Below are 18,381 nucleotides of genomic sequence, written 5' to 3'. Positions count from 1 at the left end.
CGCTGCTGACCCGTGCAGAAGCCATATTGGAACGCCCCCTGCCCGTCACCGACGATGCGCGGTCGGCGTTGATCTCCAGCGCCGACGGTGATGGCCGCTTTTTGCTCAATCAGGCCGAAACTCTGTTTGCCATTCACATTGAGAACCCGCTCGACCCACAAGCCATGGCGGCCTTGTTGCAGCGGCGGATGCCTGTTTATGACAAGGATCGGGAGGGACATTATAACCTCATATCCGCGCTGCATAAAAGCTTGCGCGGGTCCGATCCGCAGGCGGCTTTATACTGGATGGCGCGTATGTTGGTGGCAGGCGAAGAGCCGTTATATGTGCTGCGCCGCTTGGTCCGTTTCGCCAGTGAGGATATCGGGCTCGCGGACCCGCAGGCTTTGGTCCAATGCCTGGCCGCCAAGCAGGCTTATGAATTTTTGGGCAGTCCGGAGGGCGAAGTCGCCATTGTGCAAGCATGCCTCTATCTCGCCACCGCGCCTAAATCGAATGCCGCGTATAAGGCGCAGAAATCCGCATGGAAAATGGCGCGGGATACCGGCTCACTGATGCCGCCAGCGCATATCCTGAATGCACCGACGAAGCTGATGAAGGACATCGGCTATGGCGCAGGCTATGCCTATGATCATGACAGCGCAGACGGGTTTTCGGGCGCGAATTATTGGCCGGATGCGGTGACACCTACCGCTTTATACCAACCCGTCGAACGCGGCTTTGAACGCAAGATAATCGAGCGGCTGCAATATTGGGACCGGCTGCGCGCGCGCAATGGCGAACCCGACAGCCAATAATGCGCCTCTTCACCCGTTTCGCGTGCGCCGACTGGTCCGGCGCAAAAGGTAGCCGACACCCCGGCATCGCGCTCGCGGTCTGTGACGCAGGCGATGAAGCCCCGCGCCTCATAACGCCGCCTGACAAGGCCTGGTCGCGCCAAGGCGTCGCCGACTGGCTTTTGGCGCAAGATGATGATTTGCTTATCGGTTTCGACTTCAGCTTCGCCCCGCCTTTTGTCGAACGCGGCAGTTATTTGCCGGGCGATGATGTGCCCGCGTCCGCCAAGGCATTCTGGGCGTATGTCGACCATGTCTGCAACGACCCGGATCTGGGCGCGGCATCCTTCCTCGAAACCCTCCACCGCAGCCATTTCTATTTCGGCGCGGCAGATGGTACAAAATCGGACTATCTGTTTTGGCGGCAATGCGAGTTGCAGAACAAAAGCAGCAGCGGCAAGGCTTCAACCGTTTATGACGCCATTGGCGCGTCGCAAGTCGCCAAGGCGAGTTTTGCGGGTATGCGGCTTCTGCACCAACTGCGCGATGCTGTGGCGATTTGGCCCTTCGATCCGCTTCCGGCGCGCGGCAAAGTGGCATTAGAGATTTACACCACCATCGCCGCCCGCGCTGCTGGCGTTGCCAAGGGCCGCAGCAAGGTGCGCGATGCCACCGGACTCGATTTGGCGTTGCAAGCGCTTGGATCGAAACCCCATTTACCCTTAAACCACTATACAGACCATGCGACCGACGCCCTGATAACTGCCGCTTGGCTCCGCAATGTTGCCGAAAATCCGCACCTTTGGGCACCCAATGCACTAAATATTGAAATTGCTGCAACTGAGGGCTGGACCTTTGGAGTCATTTGACGCTATGGGACGCGCCGAGTGCCGGCTTAGCTCAGTTGGTAGAGCACCTGATTTGTAATCAGGGGGTCACGAGTTCGAACCTTGTAGCCGGCACCATTTTTCCCCTCAAAACCCGATAGGAGCGATGTATTTTCGTGCGGCTGCTTTTTCGTTCGAAGATGAAAACGGAACAAAGCGGCACATCGCGGCACGCTGGCGGCAGTGGGTGCACCATTGCTCCGCACCCTCACCCTTATTTAGCTAGCGCCGAGCCTTTCAAAACGCCGCTAACCCAGTTGATATTCTGGTCATCACCGGCATAACCTGCTTGCATCGGCGATACGGCAATGCAGCTAAGGTGGAGGAAGGATTCATCTTGCAATTGATCAGCGGAAGGTTTGATCGGATTTTGACCGAGTAACAAGCCAGGCAGCGCCGGGATATCCATCTTATACGTCCGCGCCATTTCCTTCATTTCGGGCGATGCGCTTGCCGCCATATTTTCGGCAAATTTGAGGGTATAGGCATTATAGGTGCCGACTTTTGAGACGCAGAATTTTGCTCCCTTTGCCTCATTGGGAAAATTGATGTTAAGCGCCAATCCGGCCGGAACCATCCGCCCGCCCTTTGATGCGACATCCAAAGCGCGCACCATCTCCGCACTTTTTTCGGCGATGATGGGAGACTGCGCATTCTCCAAATCGGGGCCAGCGCTATTCTGTCCCGCACTTAAGGCAATTGCCGGAACACCGCGCAACGTTGCAAATTGCGCTGCGCTGATTGTACCGCTGCTGATGGCAATCGCGCCGACATTTTGCCCTTCATTGGGGCCGGACAGTACGAGGTCGGGTGCCTTGCCCCAACGTTTCATCGCGACGATATCCAACCCGTATAACACCGCCATCACTGGCGTGGAATTCACATAATAAAAATCACTCCCCAAACCTTCACGGGTCATCGGGCCAGCGGCGGATGCGCCTATATCGGCGGCATTGTTGCGGCAAGCCGACTCCAAAGGGGTGAGCGGGCGCAACCCTAAAGCTGCGCCCATCCCGCTTTGGTTCTGACAGGGAACCGATACAATCACATCATGGCCATCGGCTTTCAACGCTTTATACAGCGCGACCACATTGCTGGTCAGACCGTCATCATTGGTGATGACAATATTGCGCGCTTCAGCCGCAACTGGGGCGGTGAAAGCCAAAAATACTGCGGTGGCAAATAAGTAACGCATATCGGGTCCCTTATGGTTCAATAATTAAAGCGCAGAGCGAACGGCATGGCGCTTCATCTTATATTTTGATCTTGGCTTCCATGCCGAAGGTTCTTGGTTCGTTAAAGAAACCCTGTATGCCAGTCCGCGGCGCCCCGGCTTTGTAGAACAGATGCTCTTGGTTGAACAGGTTCCGCGCCCAGACCGCGATGGTGAGCTTTGCATCTGACGCGCCTATATCGATGTCGGCAAAAGCAATGCGGCCGTTAAAGATAAGCGCCTTTTCACCCTTTAGCTGCACATAGCGAACGGCGCGGGTGACCGGGTCAAATTCGGGGTCACTATAGTTGCCGTAAAAGCCATCATTGAAGTTACCGTCAAGATGCGCACGGATAGTGAAATCTTTTAACGGCAGTTCATAATCGATCGAAGCGCTTGCAGTGTTTTCAGGCGTATAAACCTGATAAATGGGGATCGGTACCGTGATAAAGACGTTACCGGGTTGTGGGAATGGATTAAGCGTCGCGGGAATTTTGACGCTGTTATAAGCATAGCTGGCCGAGAGCGTTAATCCAGTAACCGGGGCCAGATTAAATTCCGCTTCAAAGCCTTTCAATTTACCTGTGCCCGGGGCGTTAACGGTGTCTGAGGTAGTGCGTGTTGTGGCAACGCGGACGCCGTTGACGATATCTTCATACAGGCCGAAAAAGTCGAGCTGGATGGATTTATAGTCGCCTTGATAGGCAGCGACATTAAGCCGCGCACGCCCATCCAGAAATTCCGCCTTGGCACCAATTTCAAACATCGAAACGGTCTCAGGTCCAAATGGCGCGTAATTTAACGAACGAGAGTTGGCACCGCCAGATTTGTAGCCCGTGCTCCATTTACCGTAAATCATGACGTCTTCAGACGCATCAATAGACAGGTTAACCAATGGATCAAACCGAGACCAAGCCGCGTTCAAGGGCACAGGCCTTGTAACATTGACACCATTTACAGGGATGGTCGGGGTCGTGCCATTAATCGTGAAAAGCTCGCCCACCTTTTTGTCGCGTGTCCAGCGCCCCCCAAGGGTAAGGTGGAAAGCATCGTTGGCAACCGGTGGTGTGTAGGTCGCTTGCCCATAAACACCCATGCTTGTCGTTTCAACGCGGCTGGCGCGCTGAACAACTTGAGCCGCATAATCAATTGAACGGACCACGATGGCCGTTCCTGCTGCGTCGGTGAATTGCAAAGTGTTGAACGCTTTTGCGCTATCTTCGGCATTCTCCCGATAATAAAGCGCGCCAGTCGCAAATTTCAAACGTTCGAAATCCCCAATGACTTGAAATTCTTGGCTGATTTGATCTTGGGCAAATGGTGCCAGACTGTAACGGCCGAATTGAAAGCCGACGAAACTGGCCGTCGGGTTTGCGGACGTCCGTGGTTGCTGGAGCGAAGGGATATTGATGGCGTTATCATACTGGGTCTGCGTCATATCACGATAAGACGAGATGGACTTCAAGGTCAGGTTTTCGGTCGCATCCCAGTTCAAACCCAGACGGATGCCCTTTGTGTTACCGACACTTGCATCTTGCGGCATACCGACAGGTGTGCTCGAAGCCCGCCGTGGCTGCACGATTGGCAAGGCAGAAAGACGGTTGGGTAAAATCACCGCTGAGGTAGTGGTCGCTGGAGCACCTACGGGGGCCGCTACCAATTGCAGATAATTTGTACTTGTGGCGTCACGCGCGACATCGAAGGCGTAATTGGCTGTAAAATTAGCGGATGGCTTCCACTGCACTTCGGCACGGAAACCGCGTTTGACAAAGCTGGCATAATCCAACGCGCCTGGAAACGGGTTCTTCACGAAACCATCACGCTTTGTCAAAATCCCATCAAATTTCAGACTGATGTTATTTGTCTCGGGCAAGTCGAGATGGGCTTCGGCTTTATAGCTTCCGTAATTGCCAAATCCCAAAGTGGCATCCAGTCCAAATTCACCGCTCGGTCTTTTGGTGACAATGTTTACCGCGCCACCTTCGGTATTGCGCCCAAAAAGAGTGCCTTGCGGTCCTTTAAGCACTTCGATGTTCTCAACATCATAGAGCGCTGTTCCCAAACCTTGGGCGCGCCCCATATACACACCGTCCACATAAACGCCGACGCCTTGATCGCGCGCTGGCTGGTTGCTGTCCGACAAAACACCCACGCCGCGTACGTTAATGATAAGCGCGGCCGGACGCGAAAAGAACGGGGCGACTCGCAGCGAAGGAATGGCGCCATCGCCCAGATCAAGCAGCGATTGTATGTGGCGATTTTCAATACCCTCACTACCCAGAACCGAGATAGAGATCGGCACATCCTGTAGATTTTCAGTTCGTTTTTGGGCGGTCACGACAATTTCGGACAAGCCAGCATTATCTTCATCAACAGCTTCTTCTGCTATTGCCGGGTTAGTTAAACACGCCGCCAAAATCGCTGCGACCGAAGCTGTGGTGAACTTGTTGATGCTGCGATGCGCAGCTTTTGAAATACTGATCATTTTTGATTCCCCAAAGAAACTAAGCGCTCGCCTAATTTGCGGGGAAGACTCCAATATGATGAAAATATTACTATTTTTCCATCCCTTGTCATTCGATCGTCATAGAAATGCAAAGCTGTGCGTACCGCAAATGATCCGAGATCATCTGCGCGCCGTTCTACACATCAAAAAAAAAGACATTTGGACGACATGAGCCGAGATCGGGTCAGGAAGTGTTCAATCAGTTAGCGACCTTGACCGATCTGATTTGTATCCGGACCTCTTTTCCAGAAATCAGACAGCCAATGGCGGACGCATGGCAGTGAGCATTTATGTACTGACATCCATACGGCGCGCGCTTGAGAGCTGCCCCGCCGTTTTTACATATACTTGTAAAATAATTTGGACTAGCTGGCAGCATGTCGTCCATTAATCTAATAAGGTAAGAAGAAAATGACCGGAAATTCGGAACGTAAATTCGCTCTTGCCGCAATCGCCGTATCGATTGCCCTCAGCACTGCACCCGCTTTGGCCGCCGGGGACAAAGAAAAATGCTATGGTATCGCCAAGGCTGGCAAGAATGATTGTGCAGACTCTAACGGCGTTCATAGCTGTGCAGGGCAGGCAAAATCAGATAATGCTCCTAGCGAATGGAAATACGTCGCAAAGGGCACATGCGTAAGCAAAGAAGGCGGTAAAACCACTCCTCCTGCCAAAAAGTAATCATCTTGCCGAACCGGTCGTGAGCAACAGCCAATGACGCTGTTCGGGCTAGGGCTGCGCAAGCCGCATTATGAAGACGTCCTGTCGGGCAATATGAAACTCGATTTTGTCGAGGTAATCTCGGAAAATTTCATGTTTCCCGGCGGTCGTCCGCTTGCGGACCTGTTGGCCGTCCGGGCAAAATGCCCGGTTGCCCTGCACGGTGTTTCTATGTCGATAGGCTCTGCATCGGGGCTCGACCACGACTATGTGCACCGGCTTCGGGCTCTGGTTGACGTCGTCGATCCTTTGTTCGTTTCAGACCATCTCTGCTGGACCCGGGTCCCCGGATTCAGTTCGCACGACCTTCTCCCGCTGCCATATACGCAGGAGGTGCTGGATATTGTTGCTAACCATGTGCACGCGGCGCAGGAAATAGTTGGACGACAGATACTGCTTGAAAATCCGTCGGCCTATCTGAGCTTTTCCCAATCAGAAATGCCCGAATGGGAATTCCTCTCCGTACTGTGCGAGCAAACTGGCTGTGGTCTGTTGCTTGACGTCAACAACGTCTATGTCAGCGCCCGTAATTTGGGCTTTGATCCAGCGACGTACATCGCCCGCTTCCCTTTGGACCATGTTCGCCAAATCCATATCGCCGGTCATAGTCAGGGTGAGGACCTGCTGATCGACACGCACGATCAAACGGTGTGCGATGAAGTCTGGGACCTTTTTGAAACTGCGATGACCCGCGCCGGGCCTGTCGCGGTTATGATCGAACGCGACGACAATATCCCTCCGATCGGCGACTTGCTCGACGAGCTTGCAACGGCGCGTGCGCGCGCTGAGGCCGCGACCAAGCGTAGATCACAGTCTTGAAACTAGCCGATCTTCAGCAGGCCATGAGAGAATGGCTTGAAACCGGAGATCCGGATATCACCAACCGCCTTGGTGATTCCGTGCGGCCAGGGCTCGACGTCTATCTCAACAATTACCGGACGCAGTTACTGACTTGCTTGGAGCATGCTTTCCCGCGCACGCTCGCGTTGCTAGGCAGGGACCAATTTCACACAGCGGCGCGTTGCCATATCATGGCGCAGCCGCCAACCGCTTGGACGCTGGACGCCTATCCGGCATCCTTTGCCGCTGAAGTTGGCACATTGTTTCCGGGTGATGTTGCAACGCACGACATGGTTCGACTGGAGCTGGCGCTTGGTAATGCCCAAACTGCGGCAGACCGATTGCCGTTAACACGCGCGATGTTCGTCGATCTCGACTGGGAGCATGTTGCGCTGACACATGCATCAGGGGGCCAGATCCTACGACACTTCAGTAATGCTGCGGAAATTTGGTCAGCGCTGTCGCGCGCAGAAAGTCCGCCAGTGGCGAAAACTTTTCAAGTTCCAATCGACATCCTCGTTTGGCGCAGCACGTGGGTTCCGTGTTTTCGGACGCTCGATCCCGACGAAGCAGAGCTTTTCGTCCAGATGACTAACCCGCTGGCCTTTACGGACATTTGCATGCAGCTTGAACAAAAGCTTGGTGAGCAAGCGGCTCTCGAACGCGCCGGCCTGCTTCTGGCGCGTTGGGCGGATGATGAGGCAGTCAGTATCGCAGCCACTTCATTACCCAGCCAGCCTTAATCATGGCACGCGAAGCCAGCGCCGATGTTCGCCTACCCTTTTCGTCCGTCCATTTTCATCAAAGAGTCAACGCGCCCTGCGGCAGCGGTCGGAACAATATAGCACATTATCCCAATCCTTTGCCCATTTCTTGCGCCAAGCGAATGGCTTGGCGCATGCCGCGCATATTTTCGATGGAAGGTCGGATTTTTTGACCATTTTGGGCATTTGCTATCCAGATCGCTGTGGTGCCGTGAAAGGGTCCGTTACATTTTTATCGCACATGTGACTATTTTTTTGCAAATGACACTAAGCAATTGCTGCGCAGCATTTTCTGGTTAATACCGACATAAGCCTAACGGCGGCTCAGGGGGTGCTGGGGGCAATTTTAAATCTCATCCCCAATAAAAACCCGGATGAACCGGGATGGAATGAACAACAGGAGAGTGAATATGAAATTGGGAAATCATCTGCTGAAGGCGGCCATGTTGTCGACAATCAGCATCGCTTCGCTGAGCGTGGGTTCAGCCGCCTTTGCACAGGATAATGCACCACAAGCCAGCGACGAAGTTGATGAAGATGTCATCATCGTCACCGCGACAAAGCGCGAACAAACACTTCAAGAAGTACCGGTCGCCGTTTCGGTAACATCGGCCGCTGCCATTGAACGGGCGCAGGTTCGCGATCTTAAAGATTTGCAGACGTTGGTTCCAACACTTCGTGTCAGCCAGCTGCAAAGCTCGGCCAACACCAACTTCATCATTCGCGGCTTCGGTAACGGCGCTAACAACCCGGGCATCGAAGGATCGGTCGGCGTGTTCATCGACGGTGTTTACCGTTCGCGTTCGGCTTCAGCCATCAGCGATCTTCCCAACCTGCAACGCGTCGAAGTGTTGCGCGGCCCGCAATCGACCCTGTTCGGCAAAAACGCATCGGCGGGCGTTATCTCGATTGTTACCGCTGCACCAAGCTATGAATTCGGCGGTTCTGCTGAAATCAGCTATGGCAATCGCAACGCAATCGTGGCCAAGGCCGACGTGACTGGCCCGATCTCTGACAATATCGCTTTCAGCCTTGCTGGCGGCATCAACAAGGCTGACGGTTACGGCACCAACCTGACCGATGGGTCGAAAACAAGCGAGCGTAACCGCTGGTATGGCCGCGCGCAGTTGTTGATCGAGCCTTCCGAGAGCTTCAAGCTTCGTATCATCGGTGACTATGACAAGATTGACGAAAATTGCTGCTTCGTCGGCAATATCTTCGACGGTCCGACCGGTGCCGCCATTCGTGCCATCGGTGGCAAGGTGAACTCAGGCGGAATCTTCAGCTACAGCGAATATCAGAATTTCGCATCGGAAAACAAAATCACCAATGGTGGTGTTTCGATGCAAGCGGATTATGAAATGGGTTCGTTGAGCCTCACCTCAATCACCGCATATCGTAAATCACGCGCCAAAACGAACGCCGACAGCGATTTTACCAGTGCAGATTTGATCGGCCAGAACCGTGGCGATGTGGATATCAGCACGAAAACGCAGGAATTGCGTTTGGCTTCGGATTTTGATGGCCCATTCAACTTCTTGCTTGGCGGTTATTATTTTGATGAAAGCATCAATAAAAAGGAGGCATTGACTCTTGGTAAGGATTTCCGGAATTACGCTAATGCCCTTACTGGCGGCAGTTATGTAGGTCTTGAACCAACCATTCGTGCATTAGCCGGTGTACCTGCGTCCGCAGCTCCATTTGGTGGCCAAGGACAAGGTCGTTTTGAAGATTGGGACTACAAGAACAAAGCCTACTCCGTCTTTGGAACGGCCGATTTAGAACTTACCGATGGTCTCGTTCTGACGGGCGGCTTCAACTATACCAAGGACAAGAAGGATATCCTTGCGAGCGACATTCGGGTTACGGACGTCTTCTCCGCGATTGATTTGATACCTGTTGCTAATGCTTTAGGAGCTGCATTGCCTGCAGCGCTTCCGGCAGGATTTGTACCTGCCGGAGGCACTGCGCTCTCCGCCGCTTTATTTCCAAGAGTGAATGCTTGTCGAATAGCTACAAATGCACCGGCTGCTACGACCGCAAATCCGTCACGTTCCGGCACTTGTAACCCGGCCCTTAATCTTCAAGCGTTGCAATTCTTGCCGCCATTCCTGAACATCCCGAATGCGGTTGAAGATGGCCGTACGAGAGATGGTAAGCTGACCTATTCGGCACGTGTGGCATGGGAAGCGACCGACAATATCAACCTCTATGCCAGCTATGGCACAGGGTTTAAGGCAACGTCGTGGAACATGTCGATCGATTCCCGTCCATTCGCGGCAGATTTTGTTGCTGCAACGCCCGGCCAGAGCACGACCACACCCGCATCAAAAATCCGGACAGCTGGCCTTGCCACAGCCAACCTCACCAGCGGAACGCGTTATGCGCTTCCTGAAGAGGCCACGGTTATGGAGCTTGGTTTGAAAGCGAAGTGGGACCGCGTTGCATTCAACCTGACCATTTTTGATCAATCGATCAAAAATTTCCAAGGCAACAGCTTCATTGGCACGGGCTTTGTTTTGTCCAACGCCGGTAAGCAGTCGGTGAAGGGGATCGAATTTGACAGCAGTGTCAACCCGACCGATGCATTGCAATTGCGTGCGGCCTTCGTATATCTCGACTCCAAATATGACAGCTATGTCGGATCACAATTTGGTGACGTCAGTGGCCAATCAGTGGCTGGAATTCCAAAATTGTCGACAACATTGGGTGCAACCTACACGGCGGAACTGAACGAAGGGACTACCTTGATCCTGAACGCCGATTATCACAATGAATCAAAGGTCGTAATCAACGAAAACCCAGCTTGGCGTCAATATAAGCGTGAAGTAAATGACCTCAGTGCAGCGGTAACGCTGCGTTTAGACAGCGGTCTGCAATTCTCGCTTTGGGGCCGTAACTTGACGGATGCGAAATATCTCTCCGTCATCTTCCCAAGTGTTGTGCAAGAAGGTTCGATTTCGGGCTATCCAAACACACCGCGCACTTATGGTGCATCGGTGAAGTACAAGTTCTAATATCCTGAATTCTTCAGGGCAAAAGAAGCCGGGGCAGCCATCGCTGCTCCGGCTTTTTTTATTGCGAGAACATGGCGCAGCATACGCCTACGCATAGCGGCATACCAAGCGACGCTTGGTCTTCTGTTGCTAACATCTTTAACACCGGAAAAATGGTGCCCGAGGGCGGATTTGAACCACCGACACGCGGATTTTCAATCCGCTGCTCTACCCCTGAGCTACTCGGGCTACGCGGTGAAAACCGCGTGGGAGCGCAGCCTATAGAGAGGCGATGCGCCTCTTGGCAAGCGCAAAATCAGTCGCCGCCGTCGGAACCGATGCTATCTTCATAATCGGCCAGCGGCCCCGGCACACGATAGCCTTCGTCCAGCCATTTCAGCAGGTCACGATCCTTGCATCCCTGACTGCAAAAAGGCTTGGATTCCGCCACTACCGGCTTTCCGCATAATGGGCATTGATTAGCTTTGTGCGACATGGACATGGCCATAGCCTGTGGCCTTTTCATCTGCAACCACGACCATATCCGCGCCCGCAAGACGGACAGCCGCCGCGCGCCATGTCGCCCATCGTTCGGACTGCAGCAATGTCGCAACCTCCGGCCGTGTCGTCACGGTGCGTGCGCCGAAACCTGATGACTGCGCCACCGCGCGCAACAACCAATAGGCCTGTGTCTCGTCTGATAATGCCGCGATGCGCGTGCCGAACAGATGATCGAGCACAGACGGCCTTGGCCGTGCACGCACGACCTGCATCATGCCATAGCCATTGATGGCGGTGCGCTCAAACGGACGGGCGTCTGCTAAGGATGCGGCATCAAAGGCTTCGGCAATTTGCGTGCGCTGTGCCTTGGACTCCATCGACACAAAATCGATCATGACCATCGCGCCGACTTGGTAAAGGCGCAGCAGACGCGCAATTTCGGTCGCGGCGACCATATTGATAGCGAGCGCATCACCGACACCATCAATGTCGAACACCAGCCCAGCTTTCGTGCGTTGAAAGCTTATGGTAACATCGCCGACATGTGATTGGCCAGCGATGGCGACGTCAAAGCCCTCGGCGATTGACGCGTTGATGGCAGATTGACCAAGAGACGCCAAACGCGCGTCCCACAGGGCATCCTTGCCAGTCAGGGGTTGATCATGCGCGCTATCCCGCAATAGTATCTCTGGCGGCTTGATACGGCCCGGCTCGGATATGGCTTCGCGCGTAACGGCAAACGGTACGCGCGCGCCGTCCGGCTCTTTGGTTTTGCTGCGCAGCAAAAGTTCACTGCCATCGTCGGCAACGACATACGCGCCCGACGGCGTTTTGCGGTCAATGCGGCCAGCGCCACATTCGCCCAAGGCCCATAAAGCATCCCGCTGGATATGAATTTCAACGATGTTTCCGTTTTCGACAACCGCCGCACGGCGCTCGCCCGGCGCATCATCGCGCCATATGTCAGTCAAGCGGATAACCCGATGCACGCAACAGCGTGCGTGTTTCATATAAAGGTAAACCAATCACGCCAGAATGGCTGCCCGCCATCCAGTCGATCAACGCCTCTGCCCTGCCCTGAATGGCATAGCCGCCGGCCTTCCCTAGCCCTTCGCCGCTCTGGATATAGCTTTCGATTTCGTCTGCTGACAAACGTTTGAAGCGCACGATGCTGTCGCTAATGCGGCTGCGCATCCGGCCATTTCCGTCAATCACCGCAACGGCACTAAGGACATGATGGCGGCGACCGCTGAGCAGGTTCAGGAACCCGCGTTGCATGTCGGCATCGGCAGCTTGCGGCAATATCCTGCGGCCAACGGCGACCGTGGTGTCGCCTGCCACCACAATTTCGTCAGCGTCACGTTGAACGGCAACCGCCTTCTCCTCGGCCATGCGCAGCGCATAGACACGCGGAACCTCCCCCTTACGGGGTGTCTCATCAATGTCCGGTGCGGCGATACGCGCAGGCACAACGCCCAACCGCGCGAGAAGGTCACGTCGGCGTGGGCTTGATGAAGCCAATATGAGTATAGGGTTCAGACCCAAGGTCTGCCGCCCTTATTTAAAGCGGTACGTGATCCGGCCTTTGGTCAGATCATAAGGGGTCAGTTCGCACAGCACTTCGTCACCCACGAGAACGCGGATACGGTTCTTGCGCATCTTTCCGGCGGTATGGCCCAAAACTTCATGGCCGTTTTCGAGCTCGACACGGAACATAGCATTGGGCAGCAATTCACGGACCGTCCCACGCATTTCGAGTAATTCTTCTTTTGCCATTCGGCCCCTTAAATCTTCAAAAATTCAACGTTGCTGCGCCTGTAAACCTAATGTTCGAAAAAGGGAAGCGCTACAGTGTAATCGCTTTATTGCGACAAAATATCATAAACTTTACGTTCATGTTCTGCGCAATACGTTATAGCCCGAACGTAACGATGATATACATTGAGTTTCTCCCCATGAAAACAACAGGTTTGAGCGCAATTTTGCTGGTAACGGCCTCTGTTCCCGCAATGGCCATGGATGATGTCCAGAACACGGGCAGCACCGTTGTCATTGCCAATGACGACATCGAAAAAGCCGTCGAAGACGCGCCTTCGGGCGAAATCGTCGTGACGGCTGAACGTATTAAGGGGTCTGTGGACACTGATGTCCCGCCCGTTGAGGAGTTGAACGAGGCTGACATTGCGTCTTTGGGCGCATCATCGCTGACAGACCTTGTCGCGGCGGTCGCACCGCAAGCGAATTCGGGGCGTGGACGCGGGGGTGGCATGCCGATCATATTGCTGAATGGCCAGCGCGTATCGGGTTTCCGTGAACTTCGAGATTTACCGCCAGAAGCCATTCGTCAGGTTCAGATTTTCCCAGAAGAAGTCGCGCTAAAATATGGTTTCCGTCCAGACCAACGGGTGATCAATTTCATCTTGAAGGACAATTTTGCCTCCTTCGCCACGGAATTTGAACATGCCCAGCCGCAGGATGGCGGCTTTGCGCGCAATGAATTTGAAACGACGCTGACCCGCATTGGTAAAAACACGCGGTTTAATTTGGATATCGAGCTTGAACGGTCCACTGCGCTGACCGAGTCCGAACGCGACCTGATTTCTTCGGGCGGTTCGCTATTGGCGCGCGGCGGCAATATCAACGGCCTGGGCCTCAATGGGGCGATTTCGCCCGCGTTAAGCGCGCTTGCCGGAAGCAATGTAACGCGGGCTGCTGTGCCCTTGGGCATATCCAACCCGAGTTTGGCGCAATTTGCCAGCACGGCAAATCGCCTGAATGACGGGGATATCGGCGAACTAAGGACATTGCTGCCCCGCACCGAACGGCTTGAGGTAAACGGCACGTGGAGCCGATCGCTTGGTCCGCAAACAATATTGTCGCTGAACGCCAATTACGCGCTGACAGGCAGCGAATCTTTGCTGGGTTTGGCCGGAACAAGCTTCACCCTGCCCGGCAGCAGCCCGTTTTCACCATTCGGGCAAGACGTGACGCTCAACCGCTATTTCGACACCCCACGCCCGCTTGAACGGGAAAGCGAAACGCATGTGTTCCAGACTGGTAGCACGTTCAACCACGCGCTGGGCGGATGGCGGTGGACAGTAACGGGCAATTATGCACGCACGGCAAATGACACACGTACGACGCGCAACGCAGACTTTTCTGGCTTACGCGCTGGTATTTTGGCTGGAACGACGAACCCTTTTGCAGCCGATTTTGGTGCGAATTTGTTGTTTCTCGCCCCTGATCTTGCCAGCAGCCTGAACCAGAATATGGACGTGCGCAGCACCCTTGCTGGAACGGTGCTCAAATTACCCACGGGCGATGTGCAAATGACGTTCGCGTCGGGCCTTAGCCGGCAAATGCTGGACAGTGAAACATGGCGTTCGGGCGTCACGACCGACACCTCCTTGCGCCGGAACATCATGAACCATTCGGTCAATGCGGAATTGCCCCTGACGAGCGGCGATTTCGGCATTGGCTCCGCGATTGGCGCATGGTCAGTCAATGGCAATATCGGCTATAACGACCTGTCCGATTTCGGAAAGCTATTGGAATATGGCGCTGGCCTGCGCTGGGCCCCTGCGCGCAACCTGACCTTTCAGGCATCGATCACAGGCGACGAAAACGCACCGGGCATTGGCCAATTGGGCAACCCGACTTTGGTCACGCCCAATGTTGCGACCTATGACTTTACGCGCGGCGAAAGCCTGTTCATCAACATCATTACCGGCGGCAACGCTGCCCTGATCGGCGAAAAGCGCCGCGATGTCATATTGAACGCGAATTGGAATCCAGATTTCATCAAGGATTTCGCGCTTCAGTTCAGCTATTTCAAAAACAACAGCCGCAATACCACGGCCGCATTCCCATTGCTCACGCCAGAGATTGAAGCCGCCTTTGCCAGCCGCGTCGTGCGTGATGTCGATGGCCGCTTAGTCAGCATCGACCGACGCCCGGTGAATTTCGACCGTGAAACGTCACAGCGGATCCGCTGGGGCTTTAACCTATCGGGCAATATTGGCGCGCAGGCACCCGCACGCGGGCCAGCAGGAAGCGCCCCTACTCCTGCGACAGGCGCTCCCGGTGCGCCTCGGGCGGCAGGCGGCGGCGGCGGTCGCGGCTTTGGTGGCGGTGGCCGTTTTGGCGCACCCGGCGGCGGCCAGCCCAGCCGCTGGAACATCGCTTTATACCACAGCTACCGGATAGAAGACGAAATCCTCATCCGTCCCGGCGTGCCTGTGCTCGATTTGCTCAACGGTTCAGCGACAAGCAGCAATGGCGGCGCATCGCGGCATGAGGTCGAGCTTTCAGGTGGCCTGTTCCACAAGGGCTTTGGTTTCCGGCTGCAAGGGACGTATAAGAGCGGAACCACCGCCGACGGCTCGGGCCTTCCCGGCAGCAACGACCTGCGGTTTAGCGACAGTGCCGCAATCAATGCATTTCTGTTCGTCAATTTGGACCAGCAAGCGGGCGTTATAAAAGCCGTGCCTTTGTTGAAAGGTAGCCGCATCTCATTCCGGGTCGAGAATATCTTGAACGATATTGTCGATGTCCGCGACCAGAATGGAAACGTGCCTTTGGGCTATCAGCCGGGCTATATCGACCCGCGCGGTCGGGTATTTGAATTGAGCTTTAGAAAGCGGTTCTGAACAATCGGATGAGCGCATAAAAAACCCCGCCGGAATTGCTTCCGGCGGGGCCTTAAAGCTTAATTTTCTTTAGGCGTTACATGCCGCCATGCGCCAATGCCGCCAACAACAGCAAGGCCACGATGTTCGTGATCTTGATCATTGGGTTTACGGCTGGGCCAGCGGTGTCCTTATAGGGATCACCCACAGTGTCGCCGGTTACGGCTGCCTTATGGGCCTCCGAACCTTTACCGCCATGGTGGCCATCTTCGATATATTTCTTGGCATTGTCCCATGCGCCGCCGCCCGAAGTCATCGAGATAGCAACGAACAGACCGCCGACAATCACACCCAACAGAAGTGCGCCGAGAGCGGCAAAGCCCTGTGCGGGACCTGCAACCCAGCTGATCACGAAATACACGACGATTGGTGCCAGTACCGGCAACAACGAAGGAACGATCATTTCGCGGATCGCCGCCTTGGTCACCAGATCAACGGTGCGGGCATAATCGGGCTTCGAGCTGCCATCCATGATACCGGGATTGTTCGCAAACTGGTCGCGAACGTCCTTCACGACTTCACCGGCTGCCTTGCCGACTGCGGTCATACCCATTGCTCCGAAGAGATATGGCAACAATGCACCCAGCAGCAGACCGACGATGACATAGGGGTTCATGAGCGTGAAATCGACGCCGCCTTCAGCAAGGCCGAGTTTCTCGGAGTAGAACGCCAAGTCAGCGGTATAAGCACCAAACAAAACGAGCGCCGCCAGAGCCGCTGAACCGATGGCATAGCCCTTGGTCACGGCCTTGGTGGTGTTACCCACAGCGTCGAGCGCGTCGGTCTTTTCACGAACCGATTTGTCCATTTCAGACATTTCAGCGATACCGCCTGCGTTGTCGGTGACCGGCCCATAAGCGTCGAGCGCGACAACCATACCGGCCAAAGCCAGCATCGAGGTTGCAGCGAACGCAATACCGATAATGCCCGCCAACTGGAACGAGACAATGATACCAACACAGATAACCAAAGTTGGCAGTGCTGTGGATTCAAGGCTGATCGCCAGGCCCTGAATGACGTTGGTGCCATGACCGGTTTCCGATGCCTTGGCAATCGAACGGACCGGGCGGTAGTTGGTGCTGGTGTAATATTCGGTGATCCAGACCAGAAGCCCGGTGACGGCCAAGCCAACCATCATCGAATAGAATAATGTCCAACCCGTGAAACCGCCGGTGCTATAGGTCACTACGGCATTCATATCGCCGCCGAGCGTCTGGTATGTGACATACCCAATCGCCGGAATCGAAGTGACTGCGGTGACCAGAAAGCCCTTATACATCGCACCCATGATGTTGGTACCGCCGCCCAAACGGACGAAAAAGGTACCCAAAATCGACGTCAGAATGCAGATACCGCCAACAACCAATGGCAACGACATCAGGTTCAACAGTTCGGCCGCTGGCATCGCAGCTGGCATCAACAAGGCAAGCAAAACCATCGTTGCTCCAATGGTCACAACATAGGTTTCGAACAAGTCGGCCGCCATACCGGCGCAATCGCCAACGTTATCGCCGACATTATCGGCAATCGTCGCAGGGTTGCGGGGGTCATCCTCAGGAATATTTGCTTCGACCTTACCGACGAGGTCAGCGCCGACATCCGCAGCCTTGGTAAAGATACCGCCGCCCAGACGCGCGAAGATCGAAATCAGCGATGCGCCGAACGCCAACGCCAGCAAACCGTCGATAACGGGGCGGCTGTTCGGAAGGTTCATTGCGACTTCGGTGAGGTAATAAAAGAAACCGGCAATCGCGAGTAATGCAAGGCCAGCCACGAGCATACCCGTGATCGCACCGGCATTGAACGCCATTGTCAGGCCTTTTTGAAGGCTCTCGCTAGCGGCCTGCGCCGTACGGACGTTGGCGCGAACCGAGATGTTCATCCCGATAAAGCCTGTCGCGCCAGACAACACCGCGCCAAGGACGAAGCCGACCGCAGACAACGGCCCGAGGAAAACACCGACCAGAACCGCAACGATGAAGCCAACAATTGCAATAGTACGATATTGGCGTGCCAGATAGGCGCCGGCGCCTTCCTGAATAGCGGCTGCGATTTCTTGCATCCGCGGCGTACCGGCCGATGCAGCAAGCACCGAGCGGCTTGTTATAATTCCATAGAGCACGGCAACAAGCCCGCACAATATAGCCATAATTGACAAAGACATAAGCTGTCCTTTCCCCGTTTTTCTTTGTTAGAAACTCTCCCTTAGTGTACCCGAAAAGGCACACAAGCGGCTGCGGTATAGGGTGGCTTTGCAGTATGACGCAACCCATAAAAACGGCCTTGTGGGCCGGTTTAGGGTCAGGACCACTTAAATCCACCTTCGCGGCGTCAAAATGGCAAAGATATCGAAGGAAAATGGCCGCCGCAGGCAGTTATTCTGCCTGCAAGGGCATTTTGTTTCGAGATCAAAGCCATTTTGGCGTCCTTCGGATTTGACCCATACTGTCCATTGCCGCGTTGGCAAGCTTGGACTTAGAACCACTAAGC

The 18,381-nt window shown here is 54.7% G+C and carries 14 protein-coding genes, 2 tRNA genes and 1 pseudogene; 8 read left to right on the top strand and 9 right to left on the bottom strand.

The genetic code is table 11. From position 1 onward, the window contains the following. The 3 genes and pseudogenes from HEQ34_RS11665 to HEQ34_RS11655 all read left to right on the top strand — a co-directional run. Window positions 1–797: pseudogene (locus HEQ34_RS11665) on the top strand (replication-associated recombination protein A); the annotation flags it as partial. After that, window positions 794–1,645 (top strand): hypothetical protein, encoded by an 852-nt coding sequence (locus HEQ34_RS11660; protein WP_296200600.1) that lies wholly within the window; start codon window positions 794–796, stop codon window positions 1,643–1,645. The pseudogene HEQ34_RS11665 and the gene HEQ34_RS11660, both read left to right, overlap by 4 nt. 20 nt (window positions 1,646–1,665) lie before the next feature. Further along, a tRNA-Thr gene (locus tag HEQ34_RS11655) sits at window positions 1,666–1,741 on the top strand. A gap of 136 nt (window positions 1,742–1,877) precedes the next feature. On the opposite strand, the gene HEQ34_RS11650 is transcribed toward HEQ34_RS11655, so the two are convergent. After that, a complete protein-coding gene (locus tag HEQ34_RS11650; protein WP_296200594.1) occupies window positions 1,878–2,858 on the bottom strand; it encodes a 5'/3'-nucleotidase SurE in 981 nt (326 codons plus the stop codon). A gap of 58 nt (window positions 2,859–2,916) precedes the next feature. Next, on the bottom strand, window positions 2,917–5,361 hold the full coding sequence (locus HEQ34_RS11645; RefSeq protein ID WP_296200591.1) for a TonB-dependent receptor: 2,445 nt from the start codon (window positions 5,359–5,361) through the stop codon (window positions 2,917–2,919). 432 nt (window positions 5,362–5,793) lie between these two features. Here HEQ34_RS11645 and HEQ34_RS11640 point away from each other — a divergent pair, with 432 nt between their 5' ends. The 3 genes from HEQ34_RS11640 to HEQ34_RS11630 are packed head-to-tail and all read left to right on the top strand — an operon-like array spanning window position 5,794 to window position 7,685. Continuing rightward, window positions 5,794–6,063 (top strand): DUF2282 domain-containing protein, encoded by a 270-nt coding sequence (locus tag HEQ34_RS11640; protein WP_296200588.1) that lies wholly within the window; start codon window positions 5,794–5,796, stop codon window positions 6,061–6,063. Between the two features lie 33 nt (window positions 6,064–6,096). Then, window positions 6,097–6,921, top strand: a complete 825-nt coding sequence (locus HEQ34_RS11635; protein WP_296200585.1) for a DUF692 domain-containing protein — start codon at window positions 6,097–6,099, stop codon at window positions 6,919–6,921. Between the two features lie 23 nt (window positions 6,922–6,944). Then, complete coding sequence (locus HEQ34_RS11630; protein ID WP_296200584.1) at window positions 6,945–7,685, top strand: DNA-binding domain-containing protein; 741 nt, start codon at window positions 6,945–6,947, stop codon at window positions 7,683–7,685. 66 nt (window positions 7,686–7,751) lie between these two features. Here HEQ34_RS11630 and HEQ34_RS11625 read toward each other — a convergent pair whose 3' ends face one another. Then, window positions 7,752–7,892, bottom strand: a complete 141-nt coding sequence (locus HEQ34_RS11625; RefSeq protein WP_296200580.1) for a DUF2256 domain-containing protein — start codon at window positions 7,890–7,892, stop codon at window positions 7,752–7,754. 224 nt (window positions 7,893–8,116) lie between these two features. Here HEQ34_RS11625 and HEQ34_RS11620 point away from each other — a divergent pair, with 224 nt between their 5' ends. After that, entirely contained in the window at window positions 8,117–10,723 is a 2,607-nt protein-coding gene (locus tag HEQ34_RS11620; RefSeq protein WP_296200575.1) for a TonB-dependent receptor, read from the top strand. A 153-nt stretch (window positions 10,724–10,876) separates the two neighbouring features. Here HEQ34_RS11620 and HEQ34_RS11615 read toward each other — a convergent pair. The 5 genes from HEQ34_RS11615 to infA all read right to left on the bottom strand — a co-directional run bounded on the left by HEQ34_RS11615 (window position 10,877) and on the right by infA (window position 12,979). Further along, window positions 10,877–10,951, bottom strand: a tRNA-Phe gene (locus HEQ34_RS11615). Window positions 10,952–11,018: 67 nt separating this feature from the next. Then, window positions 11,019–11,198 (bottom strand): DNA gyrase inhibitor YacG, encoded by a 180-nt coding sequence (yacG, locus tag HEQ34_RS11610; protein WP_296200571.1) that lies wholly within the window; start codon window positions 11,196–11,198, stop codon window positions 11,019–11,021. After that, the gene (locus HEQ34_RS11605) at window positions 11,182–12,174 is read right to left on the bottom strand and encodes a ribonuclease E/G (RefSeq protein ID WP_296200569.1); all 993 of its coding nucleotides are present in this window, start codon (window positions 12,172–12,174) and stop codon (window positions 11,182–11,184) included. The genes yacG and HEQ34_RS11605 overlap by 17 nt, the downstream gene beginning before the upstream one ends. Beyond that, a complete protein-coding gene (locus HEQ34_RS11600) occupies window positions 12,167–12,742 on the bottom strand; it encodes a nucleoside triphosphate pyrophosphatase (RefSeq protein ID WP_296200597.1) in 576 nt (191 codons plus the stop codon). The genes HEQ34_RS11605 and HEQ34_RS11600 overlap by 8 nt, the downstream gene beginning before the upstream one ends. Window positions 12,743–12,760: 18 nt before the next feature. Further along, on the bottom strand, window positions 12,761–12,979 hold the full coding sequence (infA, locus tag HEQ34_RS11595; RefSeq protein ID WP_125230427.1) for a translation initiation factor IF-1: 219 nt from the start codon (window positions 12,977–12,979) through the stop codon (window positions 12,761–12,763). A gap of 179 nt (window positions 12,980–13,158) precedes the next feature. Here infA and HEQ34_RS11590 point away from each other — a divergent pair, with 179 nt between their 5' ends. Further along, the gene (locus HEQ34_RS11590; RefSeq protein WP_296200566.1) at window positions 13,159–15,852 is read left to right on the top strand and encodes a TonB-dependent receptor; all 2,694 of its coding nucleotides are present in this window, start codon (window positions 13,159–13,161) and stop codon (window positions 15,850–15,852) included. Between the two features lie 76 nt (window positions 15,853–15,928). On the opposite strand, the gene HEQ34_RS11585 is transcribed toward HEQ34_RS11590, so the two are convergent. Beyond that, window positions 15,929–18,055 (bottom strand): sodium-translocating pyrophosphatase, encoded by a 2,127-nt coding sequence (locus HEQ34_RS11585; protein WP_296200564.1) that lies wholly within the window; start codon window positions 18,053–18,055, stop codon window positions 15,929–15,931. Window positions 18,056–18,381: the final 326 nt, after the last annotated feature.

The sequence above is a fragment of the Sphingorhabdus sp. genome, from assembly GCF_023910635.1.
GTDB lineage: Bacteria > Pseudomonadota > Alphaproteobacteria > Sphingomonadales > Sphingomonadaceae > Sphingorhabdus_B.
This window is presented reverse-complemented; position numbering and strand designations above follow the sequence as displayed.

What these genes read in the sequence shown, in the direction of transcription:
- infA (WP_125230427.1), bottom strand. Translation starts at nt 12,979, where the DNA reads ATGGCAAAAGAAGAATTACTCGAAATGCGTGGGACGGTCCGTGAATTG.
- HEQ34_RS11645 (WP_296200591.1), bottom strand. Translation starts at nt 5,361, where the DNA reads ATGATCAGTATTTCAAAAGCTGCGCATCGCAGCATCAACAAGTTCACC.
- yacG (WP_296200571.1), bottom strand. Translation starts at nt 11,198, where the DNA reads ATGTCGCACAAAGCTAATCAATGCCCATTATGCGGAAAGCCGGTAGTG.
- HEQ34_RS11640 (WP_296200588.1), top strand. Translation starts at nt 5,794, where the DNA reads ATGACCGGAAATTCGGAACGTAAATTCGCTCTTGCCGCAATCGCCGTA.
- HEQ34_RS11650 (WP_296200594.1), bottom strand. Translation starts at nt 2,858, where the DNA reads ATGCGTTACTTATTTGCCACCGCAGTATTTTTGGCTTTCACCGCCCCA.
- HEQ34_RS11625 (WP_296200580.1), bottom strand. Translation starts at nt 7,892, where the DNA reads ATGCCCAAAATGGTCAAAAAATCCGACCTTCCATCGAAAATATGCGCG.
- HEQ34_RS11620 (WP_296200575.1), top strand. Translation starts at nt 8,117, where the DNA reads ATGAAATTGGGAAATCATCTGCTGAAGGCGGCCATGTTGTCGACAATC.
- HEQ34_RS11585 (WP_296200564.1), bottom strand. Translation starts at nt 18,055, where the DNA reads ATGTCTTTGTCAATTATGGCTATATTGTGCGGGCTTGTTGCCGTGCTC.
- HEQ34_RS11635 (WP_296200585.1), top strand. Translation starts at nt 6,097, where the DNA reads ATGACGCTGTTCGGGCTAGGGCTGCGCAAGCCGCATTATGAAGACGTC.
- HEQ34_RS11630 (WP_296200584.1), top strand. Translation starts at nt 6,945, where the DNA reads ATGAGAGAATGGCTTGAAACCGGAGATCCGGATATCACCAACCGCCTT.
- HEQ34_RS11590 (WP_296200566.1), top strand. Translation starts at nt 13,159, where the DNA reads ATGAAAACAACAGGTTTGAGCGCAATTTTGCTGGTAACGGCCTCTGTT.